The 13,560-nt window shown below is 64.9% G+C and carries 14 protein-coding genes; 7 read left to right on the top strand and 7 right to left on the bottom strand.

Annotation, left to right across the window (positions count from 1 at the left end; translation table 11 throughout):
* Positions 1 to 82: 82 nt before the first annotated feature.
* Positions 83 to 841, bottom strand: coding sequence for an SDR family oxidoreductase (locus FJ430_RS09595; protein ID WP_140706820.1), 759 nt, complete (start codon positions 839 to 841; stop codon positions 83 to 85).
* A gap of 253 nt (positions 842 to 1,094) precedes the next feature.
* On the opposite strand from FJ430_RS09595, the gene FJ430_RS09600 reads away from it, so the two are divergent.
* The 5 genes from FJ430_RS09600 (at position 1,095) to FJ430_RS09620 (ending at position 6,694) form a co-directional block, all read left to right on the top strand.
* Positions 1,095 to 2,348: a sarcosine oxidase subunit beta gene (locus FJ430_RS09600; RefSeq protein WP_140706822.1), complete on the top strand. Its 1,254-nt coding sequence runs from the start codon at positions 1,095 to 1,097 to the stop codon at positions 2,346 to 2,348.
* Positions 2,349 to 2,420: 72 nt separating this feature from the next.
* Positions 2,421 to 2,717, top strand: a complete 297-nt coding sequence (locus FJ430_RS09605; protein WP_140706824.1) for a sarcosine oxidase subunit delta — start codon at positions 2,421 to 2,423, stop codon at positions 2,715 to 2,717.
* On the top strand, positions 2,714 to 5,707 hold the full coding sequence (locus FJ430_RS09610) for a sarcosine oxidase subunit alpha (RefSeq protein WP_140706826.1): 2,994 nt from the start codon (positions 2,714 to 2,716) through the stop codon (positions 5,705 to 5,707). Before FJ430_RS09605 ends, FJ430_RS09610 begins: the two co-directional genes overlap by 4 nt.
* Positions 5,700 to 6,284 carry a sarcosine oxidase subunit gamma gene (locus FJ430_RS09615; protein ID WP_140706828.1) on the top strand — a complete coding sequence of 195 codons (585 nt, stop codon included), beginning with the start codon at positions 5,700 to 5,702 and terminating at the stop codon, positions 6,282 to 6,284. The genes FJ430_RS09610 and FJ430_RS09615 overlap by 8 nt, the downstream gene beginning before the upstream one ends.
* Positions 6,285 to 6,469: 185 nt before the next feature.
* Positions 6,470 to 6,694 carry a hypothetical protein gene (locus tag FJ430_RS09620; protein ID WP_140706830.1) on the top strand — a complete coding sequence of 75 codons (225 nt, stop codon included), beginning with the start codon at positions 6,470 to 6,472 and terminating at the stop codon, positions 6,692 to 6,694.
* Between the two features lie 103 nt (positions 6,695 to 6,797).
* Here FJ430_RS09620 and FJ430_RS09625 read toward each other — a convergent pair whose 3' ends face one another.
* The 6 genes from FJ430_RS09625 to FJ430_RS09650 form a co-directional block, all read right to left on the bottom strand.
* Positions 6,798 to 7,028, bottom strand: coding sequence for a DUF680 domain-containing protein (locus tag FJ430_RS09625; protein ID WP_140706832.1), 231 nt, complete (start codon positions 7,026 to 7,028; stop codon positions 6,798 to 6,800).
* Positions 7,029 to 7,195: 167 nt separating this feature from the next.
* Positions 7,196 to 7,840: a TetR/AcrR family transcriptional regulator gene (locus tag FJ430_RS09630; protein ID WP_140706834.1), complete on the bottom strand. Its 645-nt coding sequence runs from the start codon at positions 7,838 to 7,840 to the stop codon at positions 7,196 to 7,198.
* Positions 7,841 to 7,980: 140 nt separating this feature from the next.
* A complete protein-coding gene (locus tag FJ430_RS09635) occupies positions 7,981 to 8,757 on the bottom strand; it encodes an SDR family NAD(P)-dependent oxidoreductase (RefSeq protein ID WP_140706836.1) in 777 nt (258 codons plus the stop codon).
* An 18-nt stretch (positions 8,758 to 8,775) separates the two neighbouring features.
* Positions 8,776 to 9,813, bottom strand: coding sequence for a phosphotransferase family protein (locus FJ430_RS09640; protein WP_140706838.1), 1,038 nt, complete (start codon positions 9,811 to 9,813; stop codon positions 8,776 to 8,778).
* On the bottom strand, positions 9,810 to 10,289 hold the full coding sequence (locus FJ430_RS09645; protein WP_140706840.1) for a MaoC family dehydratase: 480 nt from the start codon (positions 10,287 to 10,289) through the stop codon (positions 9,810 to 9,812). Before FJ430_RS09645 ends, FJ430_RS09640 begins: the two co-directional genes overlap by 4 nt.
* Before the next feature lie 52 nt (positions 10,290 to 10,341).
* A complete protein-coding gene (locus tag FJ430_RS09650; protein ID WP_140642379.1) occupies positions 10,342 to 11,157 on the bottom strand; it encodes an SDR family oxidoreductase in 816 nt (271 codons plus the stop codon).
* 108 nt (positions 11,158 to 11,265) lie between these two features.
* Between FJ430_RS09650 and FJ430_RS09655 the strand changes: the two genes are divergently transcribed.
* Together FJ430_RS09655 and FJ430_RS09660 are read left to right on the top strand one after the other, a co-directional pair.
* The gene (locus FJ430_RS09655; protein WP_140706842.1) at positions 11,266 to 12,507 is read left to right on the top strand and encodes an acyl-CoA dehydrogenase family protein; all 1,242 of its coding nucleotides are present in this window, start codon (positions 11,266 to 11,268) and stop codon (positions 12,505 to 12,507) included.
* Between the two features lie 5 nt (positions 12,508 to 12,512).
* Positions 12,513 to 13,550 (top strand): zinc-binding dehydrogenase, encoded by a 1,038-nt coding sequence (locus FJ430_RS09660; RefSeq protein WP_140706844.1) that lies wholly within the window; start codon positions 12,513 to 12,515, stop codon positions 13,548 to 13,550.
* Positions 13,551 to 13,560 lie beyond the last annotated feature (10 nt).

Below are 13,560 nucleotides of genomic sequence, written 5' to 3' on the forward strand. Positions count from 1 at the left end.
AAAATCGCCAAAACAGACCGGAATGCAAGGGTGCAGTCGCAAGATTTTAGCGGATGAGGATGTCTGCCGTCCGCCAAACGGATCACGTCCGGTTGATTGACACGCCGCCATCGGCAAACAGCGCGGTTCCGGTGGTGAAACTCGAAGCATCCGAGGCGAGATAAAGCGCCGAGCGGGCAATCTCTTCTGGTTGCGCCATGCGCTTGAGCGCGTGAATGCCTTCGACGAAAGCACGCGCCTCGGGCGTGGTCGTGGTTGCACCGGGCGTGTCGGTGCCGCCGGGCAGCAGCGCGTTGACGCGCAGACCCCTCGGACCGTATTCGGCGGCCAGCACCTGCGTCAGGCCGATCAGTCCGGCCTTGGCGGCGGCGTAGGCCGCCATGCCTGGCATGCCGGCGGTGTAGCCGACGAAGCTCGAGGTGAAGATCAGCGAACCGCCGCCGCGCTCCAGCATAGCCGGAATCTGATGCTTCGCGGCGAGGTAGGCGCTGGTCAGGTTGGTGTCGATCGTCTCCTGCCAGATCGCCGGCGCCATGTCGGTCACCGGTCCCATCACGCCGACGGCGCCGGCATTGTTGAAGGCGATGTCGAGGCCGCCGAACCTTTCGACCGCGAGGTCGACGAGCGCCTTCGCGTAGGCCTCGTCCCTTACATCGCCGGCAAGCTTAACCGCTGTGCCGCCGGCATCCTCGATCTCGCCGACGAGCGCGTCGAGTTCGGCCTGGCGGCGCGCCGCGACGACGAGGCTCGCGCCCTGGTCGGCGAACAGCCTGGATGTGGCGCGGCCGATACCGGAGCTGGCGCCCGTCACGATGGCGACCTTGTTTGTCAGGGTGAACATGTCCTTGCATCCTTCCTTTGTGCCTGGCTTGCCGGCGGTTGGATGCTTGGTCGCAAATCGGTATGAATGCAGCCACCCGAAAGCTGCCTTGCCATCGGAGCGCGGGCATTACGCGGCACGGACGCAAAACGGCAAGTGCCGTCGCAAACAGCGCAAGGATGACAGCGCGGTTTCGCTAGTGATACACCTCGCGCGCCGAGGCGGGGATGCCCGGCCGCAAATCCGCGAAAGCTACTGGCGCGAGGCCTGAAACGTGAAGAAATACTCGGTATTCGCCATTGCCCGCGAGGCCATGCGCGGTCACAAGGGCTGGGAAGAGCAGTGGACGTCGCCCGAGCCGAAGAAGGAATACGACGTCATCATCGTCGGCGCCGGCGGGCATGGCCTGGCGACGGCCTATTATCTGGCGAGCGAGCACGGCATCACCAACGTCGCGGTGCTGGAAAAGGGCTGGCTCGGCGGCGGCAACACCGGCCGCAACACCACCATCATCCGCTCCAACTACCTCTATGACGAAAGCGCCGGCATCTACGACCATGCGCTGAAGTTGTGGGATGGGCTGAGCCAGGAGCTCAACTACAACGTGATGTATTCGGCGCGTGGCGTGATGATGCTGGCGCACAACGTCCACGACGTGCAGGTGTTCAAGCGCCACATCCATGCCAACCGCCTCAACGGCATCGACAATGAATGGCTGACGCCGGAGCAGGCGAAGGAATTCTGTCCGCCGCTCAACATCTCCAAGGACGCGCGCTATCCGGTGATGGGTGCCGCGCTGCAGCGGCGCGGCGGCACGGCGCGCCACGATGCGGTCGCCTGGGGCTATGCGCGCGGCGCCTCGGCGCGCGGCGTGCACATCATCCAGAACTGCGAGGTCACCGGCATCAAGCGCGCGGCCAATGGCGCGGTCAGCGGGGTGGAGACGACGCGCGGCTTCATCGGCGCCAAGAAGGTCGGCGTGGTCGCGGCCGGTCATTCCTCCGTTATCATGAACATGGCCGGCGTGCGCATGCCGCTCGAAAGCTATCCGCTGCAGGCGCTGGTGTCGGAGCCGATCAAGCCGGTCGTGCCCTGCGTGGTGATGTCGAACACCGTGCACGCCTATATCTCGCAGTCGGACAAGGGCGAGCTGGTGATCGGCGCCGGCACCGACCAGTATGTCTCCTATTCGCAGACCGGCGGCCTGCACATATTGCAGCATACGCTCGACGCCATCTGCGAGATGTTCCCGATCTTCACCCGCATGAAGATGCTGCGCTCCTGGGGCGGCATCGTCGACGTGACGCCCGACCGCTCGCCGATCCTGGCCAAGACGCCGGTCCAGGGCCTCTACGTCAACTGCGGCTGGGGCACCGGCGGCTTCAAGGCGACGCCCGGCTCGGGCAACGTGTTCGCGCATACGATCGCCAAGGACGAGCCGCACCCGATCAACGCGCCGTTCACGCTCGAGCGCTTCCGCACGGGACGCCTCATAGACGAGGCCGCCGCGGCCGCGGTGGCGCACTGATGTTGGCTCAGCCGCTTTGCTTTCACTCGGCCGGCGCGCGCGCCGGTCACGGCAAGTTTTAGGATCACCCAGATGCTTCTCATCCGCTGCCCCTATTGCGAGGAAGAGCGCCCGGAACTCGAGTTCCGCAATGCCGGCGAGGCGCATGTCGTGCGCTCAGCCAACATTGCCGGCGAGAGCGACGACGATTTCGAGAAATTCTTCTTCATCCGCGCCAATCCGAAGGGCATCATCTATGAGCGCTGGCGGCACATCCATGGCTGCGCGCGCTTCTTCAACGCCGTCCGCGACACCGTCACCGACAAGTTCGTCATGACCTACAAGGCCGGCGAACCGAAGCCGGCGAAACTGCCTGGAGCCGCGAAATGAGCGCCGCATTCCGTATCTCCGGCGCCGGTCGCCTGAGCCAGGCGAAGACCGCATCGTTCAGCTTCGACGGCCAGGCCTATTCCGGCATCGAGGGCGATACGCTGGCCTCGGCGCTGCTTGCCAACGGCGTGCATCTGGTCGGGCGCTCGTTCAAGTACCACAGGCCGCGCGGCTTCCTGTCGGCCGGCGCGGAAGAGCCCAACGCGTTGGTGCAGATCGTGCGCGACGATGCGCGCAAGACGCCCAATGTGCGCGCCACCGTGCAGGAGCTCTATGACGGGCTGACGGCCAATTCGCAGAACCGCTGGCCGTCGCTCGCTTTCGACGTCGGCGCGGTCAACGACATCGCCTCGCCGATGTTTTCGGCCGGCTTCTACTACAAGACCTTCATGTGGCCGAAGTGGGCGTGGAAGGATCTCTACGAGCCGAAGATCCGCGCTGCCGCAGGCCTCGGCGTTTCGCCGGAGAAGCCGGATCCGGACCATTATGCCGCCCGCTACGCGCATTGCGAGGTGCTGGTGCTGGGAGGCGGCGCCGCCGGCATTGCAGCTGCCCTTGCCGCCGCCGAAACGGGCGTGCGGGTGATCCTCGCCGACGAGCAGGCCGAATTCGGCGGCAGCCTGCGCTTCGAGAGCGGCGCCAGGATCGACGGCCAGAACGGCTTTGCCTGGGCTCAAGGCGTGATCGCGAAGCTCAAGGCGATGGACAATGTGCGCGTGCTGTCGCGCACGACTGCTTTTGGGTACTACGCGCAGAACTTCGTCGGCCTGGTCGAGCGGGTCAGCGACCATCTCAAGAGCCCGGGCCGCGAGCTGGCGCGCGAGCGCCTGTGGCAGGTCCGCGCCAAGCGCGTCGTCATCGCCACCGGCGCCATCGAGCGCCACATGGTGTTCGCCAACAACGACCGTCCGGGCGTCATGCTGGCGGCGGCCGCGCGCACCTACCTCAACCACTATGGCGTCGCGGTCGGCAGGAATGTCGGCGTCTATACGGCCAACGATTCCGCCTATGCCGCCGCGATCGATCTCAAGAAGGCGGGCGTCAATGTCGCTGCCATCGTCGACCTGCGCGACAATCCCGCCGGCGCGGTGATCGACGAGGCGAGGGCGCTCGGCATCGAGATCAATTTCGGCCGCGCCGTTGTCAGCGCCGGCGGCAAGCTGCGCGTGTCGTCGATGACGGTGCAGCCGAAGAATGGCGGCGGCGAGCGGACCATCCCGGTCGACGCGATCCTGATGTCGGCCGGCTGGACGCCGTCGGTGCATCTGTTCTCGCAGTCGCGCGGCAAGGTCGCCTTCAACGACGAGACCAAGCGCTTCGTGCCCGGCACCTACGCGCAGGACTGCGTCTCGGCCGGTGCCTGCAACGGCACGGACGGGCTGGACGCGACGGTCGACGAGGCCTATGCGGCCGGCGCCAAGGCGGCGAAGGACGCCGGCGGCAGCGCCAGGAAGAGCGCCAAGCCGAAGGTCGATGCCGGCGAGAGCTGGTCGCGCGGCATGCTGGGCGCCGGGCCCGGCGCCGGGCCGGGCACAACGGTCAAGGCCTTCGTCGATTTCCAGAACGACGTCACCGCCAAGGACATCCGCCAAGCGGTGCATGAAGGCATGCACTCGATCGAGCACGTCAAGCGCTTCACCACCAACGGCATGGCGACCGACCAGGGCAAGACGTCGAACATGCATGGTCTGGCGATCGCCGCCGAGGAACTCGGCAAGCCGATCCCGCAGGTCGGCCTCACCACGTTCCGCGCGCCCTATACGCCGGTGACGTTCGGCTCGATCGTCGGTCATGCGCGGGGCGCGCTGTTCGACCCGACCCGCCGCACGGCAACGCATGGCTGGGCTGCCTCGCAAGGTGCTGTGTTCGAGGATGTCGGTCACTGGAAGCGCGCCTGGTATTTCCCCAAGGCAGGCGAGGACATGCACGCCGCCGTCGATCGCGAATGCGTGACGGTGCGAAAAGTGGGCGGCCTGTTCGACGCCTCGACACTCGGCAAGATCGAGGTGATCGGGCCGGATGCGGCGAAGTTCATGGAACTGCTCTACACCAACCCGTGGGAGAAGCTGGAAACCGGCCGCTGCCGCTACGGCATCATGCTGCGCGAGGACGGCTTCATCTATGATGACGGCGTCGTCGGCAGGCTGGCGCCGGACCGCTTCCATGTGACGACGACGACCGGCGGCGCGCCGCGCGTGATGAACCACATGGAGGATTACCTCCAGACCGAGTTCCCGCATCTCAATGTCTGGCTGACCTCGATCACCGAACAGTGGGCGGTCATAGCCGTCCAAGGGCCGAAGTCGCGTGACATCATCGCGCCGCTGGTTGAAGGCATCGACATGTCGGACGAGGCGATGCCGCATATGTCGGTGCGCGAGGGCAAGATCTGCGGCGTGCCCACGAGGCTGTTCCGCATGTCCTTCACCGGCGAGCGCGGTTTTGAAGTGAACGTGCCTGCCGATTACGGCGAGGCGGTCTGGGAAGCGCTGTGGGCTGAAGGCCAGAAGCATGGCGCGACTGCTTATGGCACGGAAGCGATGCACGTGCTGCGCGCCGAGAAGGGCTACATCATCGTCGGCCAGGACACCGACGGCACGGTGACGCCGAACGATGCCGGGCTCGACTGGGCGGTCGGCAAGAAGAAGACCGATTTCGTCGGCATCCGCGGCCTGACCCGGCCGGACCTTGTAGCCAAGGGCCGCAAGCAGCTCGTGGGCTTGAAGACCAAGGATCCGAAGGTCGTGCTGGAAGAGGGCGCGCAGATCGTCGCCGACCCGAAGCAGCCGATCCCGATGAAGATGATCGGCCACGTCACCTCCAGCTATTGGTCGGAGAATTGCGGCCGCTCGATCGCCCTGGCGCTGGTCGCCGGCGGTCGCGACCGCATGGGGCAGACGCTCTACGTGCCGATGCCGAACGGCACGATCGAGGTGGAGGTCACCGGCATGGTGTTCGTCGACGAGAAGGGAGAACGCCTCAATGGCTAAGGCCGCCGCCAAGACAAAAGCCGCTGCTGCCGCGCCTTCCGCCGAGCGCCGGCCGGCACTCGCCGGCCGCACAGTCTCGGCGCCGGGCGTAAAAGTGGAGATGCTGCCGCCGGCCGAACGCATCTCGCTGCGCGCGCCGCAGGCTTCGGCCGCAGCACTTTCCAAGGCGCTCGGCGTGACGCTGCCGGCCAAGCCGAAGACCTCGGCGACCAAGGACGGACGCACGGCGCTGTGGCTCGGGCCGGACGAATGGCTGATCATCGACGAGGCGGGCAACGATCCGCTCGCCGACTGCGCCAAGGTGACGGCGCTGCATTCGGCGGTCGGCATCTCGCACCGCAATGTCGCAATCTCGGTCACCGGGCCAGCGGCCTCGATGACGGTCAATTCGGGCTGTCCGCAAGACCTGTCGCTCGAGGCTTTCCCGGTGGGTGCTGCCTCGCGCACCATTCTCGGCAAATCCGAGATCGTGTTGTTGCGCACCGCGGCCGACGCGTTCCGTGTGGAGTGCTGGCGTTCCTTCGCGGACTATGTCTTTACTCTGCTGTCGGAAGCGGCGAGCGACGCGGCGAACTGATCTTTGCGCCACGCTATCCGAAGGGATGCGGCGTGGCAGGAACCATCGCCGATCCAGTCCGTTCTTGCGGCAAGAGCGGCTGGGTGTTTTATGACGCCCGCCGCTCTAAATGTTTGCTCTGCCGCAGTTCCGGACGGAAAACCGCTGCGCACTTTTCCTGGAACTGCTTAGCGAGGGAGAAGCCGATGCCATCCAAACCCGCGCCGAAAACGCCCAAAAAGACTTCGGCCGTCCGCTCGCTCGAGCGTGAGAAGCATCGCCAGGTCGAGGACGAGGAACTCGAGGAAGGCCTCGAGGACACATTCCCAGCCAGCGATCCGGTGTCGATCACCAGCACCACCATTCCCGGCGCTCCCGCCAAAACCGGCAAGGCCAAGACGGTACCCGAGAGCAAGCCGCGCAAGAAATAGGTGCTGTCGCCGACCGTTTCAGTTGGCGCCATACAGGTGGATACGAAACGGGCGGCCGGATGCCGCCCGTTTCGATGTTGAGATCTTAAAAGCCGGTCGGCACTTAGAGGCCGGGCACGAACCACGGGCTGACATCGATGCCGAGCCGCGGGCTCTTCGTCGTCTTGTTGGCGTCCGCCTTTTCGACCGAACCGGTCGACGTGCAGTCGAGTTTCACGCTGGCGTTGGTCTGAGCGCAAGCCGCGGGGACATGCTTGGCCGGCTGGCTCGCGCCAGCGAAAGCAGCACCCGAGAAAGCCAGCACGGTGGCGAGCGCAAGGAGGGTCTTCTTCATTTTCCGTCTCCAGTCAATCTCGTCGTACACGTACGATACGGCGTACAAATACGGTTAATAGAGTCGGAATTCAAGGAGGAATCTGTACGTGTACGACAAATTTTTTTGAACACAGGAATTCGCCCCCGCAAATCAGGCGAAGCGATGCGAGCCGACGATCAAAGAGATCAGCAGTTGACGGGCGTTGCGGTCAGCGGCGGAATATCCTGCGCCTGCAACCCCACAAGCGTGAAATCGCACATGCGCTTCACATAGGCCTGGGCGTCGCCGAACGGATAAAAGGGAAAGGTGATCAAGAGCGAAATCGTGCCGTGGCCCACGGTCCACAGCATGGTCGCGATGGCGCGCGGGTCGCCCTTGAGCCTGCCGGCGGCAACGCAGGCCTCGACGCGTTTGATCAGCACCTTCATGGCCGGATTGCCCTCTTCCATGTCCTCGTAGCTGCGTCCTTCGGGCAGCTTGGTCTTCTCGGTCATGAAGACGGTGCGGTATTCGTTGGGATTGCCGAGCCCGAAAGCCGCGTACTCGGTCATCACCGCCTTGAGCGCCTCGATCGGGTCGTCGGCGGGGTGCTCCTCGATGCGACGAGCGAGCGTCTCGAAGGCGTCTTCGGCCAGCGCGAACAGGATGTCCTGCTTGTCGGCGAAATAGGAATAGACCGACATCGGCGCGTAGCCGACGCGCTTGGCGAGCTTGCGGATGGTGAGGCCCTCGTAACCCTCTTCCTGCACCAGCTTGTGAGCCGCCGCGACCAGTTCGGAGCGAAGCTCCGCCTTCTGTTTTTCGCGGCGTTTCTGAACGCTCAGCGTCAATGCCCGCTGCCTTTGTGATTGGTTGCCTGACGAAATTATATACGCTGTACGGAAACGGACAAGAGAGCGTTCCGGTTCCGCAACGTCCGCTCAAACTCTTCGGTTAACGCGATTGCGGATGCAAGCCGTTCCCAGCATGCTCAAATGGCGCCAATGCCGCCGTCGAGCGCCAGCGCGTGACCGGTCATGAAGGAGTTGGCAGGGTCGGCAAGGAACAGGATGCCGGTGGTGATCTCGTCGATCTCGCCGACACGCTTCATCGGCACGCCGCGCGTGAGTTCGGCAAGTGCTTCGGCTTCGGGCGCTCCGCTGACGCGCACGAAGCCGTCGACCATCGCCGTGCGGGTGTGGGCCGGGCAGACGGCGTTGATGCGTATCCCTTTGCTGGCATATTCCACGGCGGCAGAGCGCGTCAGCCCGACGACGCCATGCTTGGCGGCGGCATAGACCGAAAGTTTCGGCGCGCCCGATAGACCGGCGACCGAGGCGATGTTGACGATGACGCCGCCCTTGCCGCTTTCCCTGAACTGCCGTTCCAACTGAGGAATCTGGTGCTTCATGGCATAGAAGACGCCGAGCAGGTCGACCTCGACCACGCGGCGCGCCTCTTCCGAGGTCACCTGCGGCAAGCGCACGAAGTTGTGTACGATGCCGGCATTGTTGACGGCGATGTCGAGCCGGCCGAATTTCTCGACGGCCAGTTGCATCAGATCCTCCGAGAGCTTTTCGTCGGCGATGTTGCCGGCAAGGTGAGCGGTCTCGGCGTCGAGCGTTGCCGCAAAATCGCCGAGCGCCGCCTCGTCGAGATCGGAGAGCACGAGCCGCGCGCCTTCCGCTGCGAAGGCCTTTGCCGCGCCGCTGCCGAGGCCGCCCGTCGCGCCGGTGACCAGCACCGTCATCCCATCGAAACGGCCCATCGCTCAGCTTTCCTTTCTTCAGTTCTTCCCGCCGCTCAGCTCCGCCGCGAGTATCGCGATCAGCTTAACCGCTTGCCCATAGGTCTTTGCCTTTTCCGGATTGGAGGCATTGCCGTCCAGCGCGCGGCGATAGACGCCCTGGCAAATTGCCGCCAGCCGGAAGAAGGAGAAGGCGAGGAAGAAGGTCCAGTTGTCGATCTTCCCGATGCCGCGCCGTTTGCAATAGGCTGCGACATAGGCCTCCTCGGACGGCAGGCCGGCAGCGGCGCGGTCGACGCCGCCGAGGCCGCGAAAGCCGGAGGCATGCGGCAGGCGCCATTGCATGCATTGATAGGCGAGGTCGGCGAAGGGGTCGCCGAGTGTCGACAGTTCCCAGTCGAGCAGCGCGATGACTTTCGGCGCATCGAGCGCGAACATCATGTTGTCCAGCCGGTAGTCGCCATGGACAAGCGAAACGCGGCCGTCATCGGCCGGTATATGGGTTTCGAGCCACGCAATCAGCCTGTCGATATCGGCAATGGTTTCGGTTTCGGAGGCCCGGTATTGGCCGGTCCAGCGCGCGAGCTGGCGCTCGAAATAGCTGCCGGGCTTGCCAAAATCGCCAAGGCCGACGGCGCCGACATCGACATCGTGCAGGGCGGCAAGCGTCGCGTTCATCGCATCGTAGATCGCGGCACGCTCTTCATTGCTGGAAACGTCAGGCAGCGACGGATCCCAGAAGATGCGGCCGTCGAGATATTCCATGACATAGAACATGCGGCCGATCGGGAAGGTTTCACCCGACAGGTGCAGCATGCGCGGGACCGGCACAGCCGTGCCGGCAAGCGCCTGCATGACCCGGAATTCGCGGTCGACCTGATGCGCGGATTTCAGCAATTGTCCCGGCGGCTTGGCGCGCAGCACATAGCGGCCGCTGGCGGCGGTCAAAAGATAGGTCGGATTGGATTGTCCGGATTTGAATTTTTCAATCGCGGACAGGCCGGTAAAACCCGGGATATGCGCCTCGAGATAGGGCGCAAGCGCCGCCTGGTCTATGGCACCGGCCTCGCCGCTCATGCGTTCTCGGGCTGACGCTCAATCAGCGTCAAGGTCAGCCAACGCGCCGTCAGCGCCGGCCTCTTCGAGCCTTCGATCTCGATGGTCACATCATGCGCCGTCTGCACCCAGCCGGACGGCCGCACCTTGACGTCCGCCAGCACGAAGCGGGTGCGGATGCGCGAGCCCGTCTTCACCGGCGCCAGGAACCGCAGCGTGTCGAAGCCGTGGTTGACGCCCATCTTGGTGTTTTCCAGCGGCGGCATCGTCTCGAAGGTCATTGCCGACAGAAGCGACAGCGACAGGAAACCATGAGCGATGGTGCCGCCGAAGGGCGTTTCGCGCTCGGCGCGCTCCGGATCGCAATGGATGAACTGGTGGTCGTCGGTCGCATCGGCGAACTGGTCGATCATGCGCTGCGTCACCGTTCGCCAGGGCGAGACGCCGACCTCCTTGCCGACGCTTGCCACAAGCGTATCGAGACTGATCGGTTCCACGCTGATGTCCTCCGCACCCCCGCCCGGATTACGATTCCTCGAACCGGGCACCTTATTCCTTGAACAAAGTCATTCCATGCTGCACCGACTGGCCGCCGTCGATCGGCAGGATGGCGCCGGTGACATAGCTGCCGGCCCGGCTGCACAAATAAAGCGTTGCGCCGGCAATGTCATCCGCCACGCCGATGCGGCCGAGCGGAACATGGTTACCAACATGTTTCGCCTGCTCCTCGGTCGCGGTGGCAAACGCCGTCATACGGCTCTGGAAAGGACCAGGCGCAAAGGCGTTGACGGTGATGCGGCGGGCCGCGAACTCGATCGCCAGCGTGCGAGTCAAATGATGCACCGCCGCTTTCGAGGCCGCGTAGGAATAGGCATCGTCGGCCAGCGGCTGGGTGCCCATCACCGAGCCGAGATTGACGACGCGAGCAGGATCCTCGTCGCTCGCGGCGGCATCGAGCAGCGGCAAGAGCTCCCGCGTCAGGTGGAAGACGGCGGTGACGTTGACGCCGAACACCTTGGCCCAGGCGTGGTAGGGGAAATCCTGCAGAGGTGCACCCCAGGAAATGCCGGCATTGTTGACCAGGATGTGCAGGCGCTCCGTGCGCGCCTTGACCTCGGCGACGAGCGCGGCGATGCCCGCTTCGCTGGACACGTCGCCGGCAAAGCCCTCGGCATGGCCGGAGCCGCCGAGCGCGTTCAATTCATTGGCGACTTTCGCGCAATCCTCGCCCTTGCGCGAGACGATCATCACATGAGCGCCGGCGCGTACCAGTCCGGTCGCCACCATGCGGCCGATGCCGGTCGCAGCACCCGTCACCAGCGCGGTCTTGCCGGCGACCGAGAACAGCTTGTCCAGATAGCTCATCGTGTTTCTCCGCATCCTGTCCGGCCGGGGACTCGCGTTGACAAGGCTAGCCGAAGTACGGTCATCCTTGCCACGGGTAAAGATTTATCTTCGGAAAGGCCGGAAGCGATGACGGATATGAATCTCGGCATGACCGAGCGGCTGAAGCCAATCCACCAGCGCGTGGCGGCGATGGTGCGCGACGAGATAGCGCCGCTCGGCGAAGAATTTCTCGCCGAGATCGGCAAGGGCGGCGACCGCTGGTCCTATACGGCCAGGCAGACGGAAATCCTCGAAGGCTTGAAGAAGACTGCGCGCGAACGCGGCCTGTGGAACTTCTGGCTGACCGATTCCAAGCGCGGCTATGGCCTTTCCACCGTCGAATACGCCTATCTGGCGGAGGAGATGGGCAAGGCGCATCTCGGTGCCGAGACCTTCAACTGCTCGGCGCCCGACACCGGCAACATGGAAGTGCTGGAGCGTTACGGCTCGCAAGGGCACAAGCGGGACTGGCTGGAGCCGCTGCTCGAGGGCAAGATTCGTTCGGCCTATCTGATGACCGAGCCTGACGTTGCCTCTTCGGACGCGACCAACATTTCGATGCGCTGCGAGCGGCAGGGCGACGACTATGTGCTGAACGGCGAGAAATGGTGGGCTTCCGGCGCGGGCGATCCGCGCTGCGCCATCTATATCGTCATGGTCAGGACCGGATCGGACGAAGAGCCGCAGCATCGCCGGCATTCGATGATCCTGGTGCCTTCCGACAGCAAGGGCGTCACCAGGCTGCGGCCCATGCAGGTCTATGGCGACGATGACGCCCCGCATGGCCACATGCATCTGAGATTCGAGAATGTGCGTGTGCCGGCGGCGAACCTGATCCTCGGCGAGGGCAGGGGTTTCGAGATCGCGCAGGGGCGGCTGGGGCCTGGCCGCATCCATCACTGCATGCGCGCCATCGGCCAGGCCGAGATGGCGCTGGAGATGCTGTGCCAGCGCTCGGTGCGGCGCGAAGCCTTCGGTCAGTCGCTGGCCAAGCTCGGCGCGAATTTCGACATCATCGCCGAATGCCGGATGGAGATCGAGATGGCGCGGCTGCTCTGCCTCAAGGCCGCCTGGATGATCGACCAGGGCGACGCGCGCGCCGCCGCGCCCTGGATCAGCCAGATCAAGGTGGTGGCGCCCCGCGTCGCGCTGAAAGTCACGGACGAGGCGGTGCAGATGTTCGGCGCGCAAGGCATCAGCCAGGATACCCCGCTCGCCCGCTCCTGGACGCATCTGAGGACGCTGCGGCTGGCCGACGGGCCGGACGCAGTGCACCGGCGGCAGGTGGCGCGCACGGAACTGAAGAAATACACGCAGGAGAAGGTCTGACGGCCATGACCCTTCCTTCGCAAATGCAGGGTCTGCTGCTTGTCGGCGACGGTTACACCAGGATGCCCTCGGCGGCCGCGCTGGAGGCGATGGAGCCTTACCTCCAGCCCGGCAGCGTCGCCGTGCCGGCGCCCGGTTCGTCGCAGGCGCTGATCAAGGTCAGCCTCGCCTCGATCAACCCGTCCGACATCGCCTTCATCAAGGGCCAGTACGGCCAGCCGCGGGTCAAGGGCCGTCCGGCGGGTTTCGAGGGCGTCGGCATCGTCGTCGCCACGGGCGACGATCCCTATGCAAGGAGCCTCGCAGGGAAACGCGTCGCCTTCGCCACCGGCGTGTCGAACTGGGGCGCCTGGGCGGATTATGCCGTCGCCGAGGCGGCGTCCTGCATCCCGCTCATCGATACGGTGCGCGACGAGGACGGCGCCGCGATGATCGTCAATCCGCTGACGGCCTTGGCCATGTTCGACATCGTCAAGCAAGAGGGCGAAAAGGCCTTCGTCATGAGCGCTGGCGCCAGCCAGCTCTGCAAGCTGATCATCGGGCTGGCGAAGGAGGCGGGTTTCCGGCCGATCGTCACGGTGCGTCGCGACGAGCAGATCCCGCTTTTGAAAGAGCTCGGCGCCGCCCATGTGCTCAACGAGAAGGCGGCGGATTTCGAGGCGGCGCTGCGCGAGGTGATGAAGGCTGAGCAGCCGCGCATCTTCCTCGACGCCGTCACCGGCCCGCTGGCTTCCACCATCTTCAACGCCATGCCGAAACGCGCGCGCTGGATCGTCTATGGCCGGCTCGACGCCGAGCCGACGGTGATCCCCGAGCCCGGCCAACTGATCTTCCAGCACAAGCGTGTCGAAGGTTTCTGGCTGGCCGAATGGATGCGCCAGTTCCGCGACAGGCTGGGCCCGGCGGTGCTGGAAGCGCAGAAGCGCTTTTCCGACGGACGCTGGTCGACCGACGTCGCGGCAGTGGTGCCGCTGGACGAGGCGATGGCGCGGCTGCCGGCCGAGCTCGCCAGGCCCAACGGAAAGGTGTTCATCAAGCCGTAGGCACTCCCGG

This window comes from Mesorhizobium sp. B2-8-5, from assembly GCF_006440675.2.
Classification (GTDB): domain Bacteria; phylum Pseudomonadota; class Alphaproteobacteria; order Rhizobiales; family Rhizobiaceae; genus Mesorhizobium.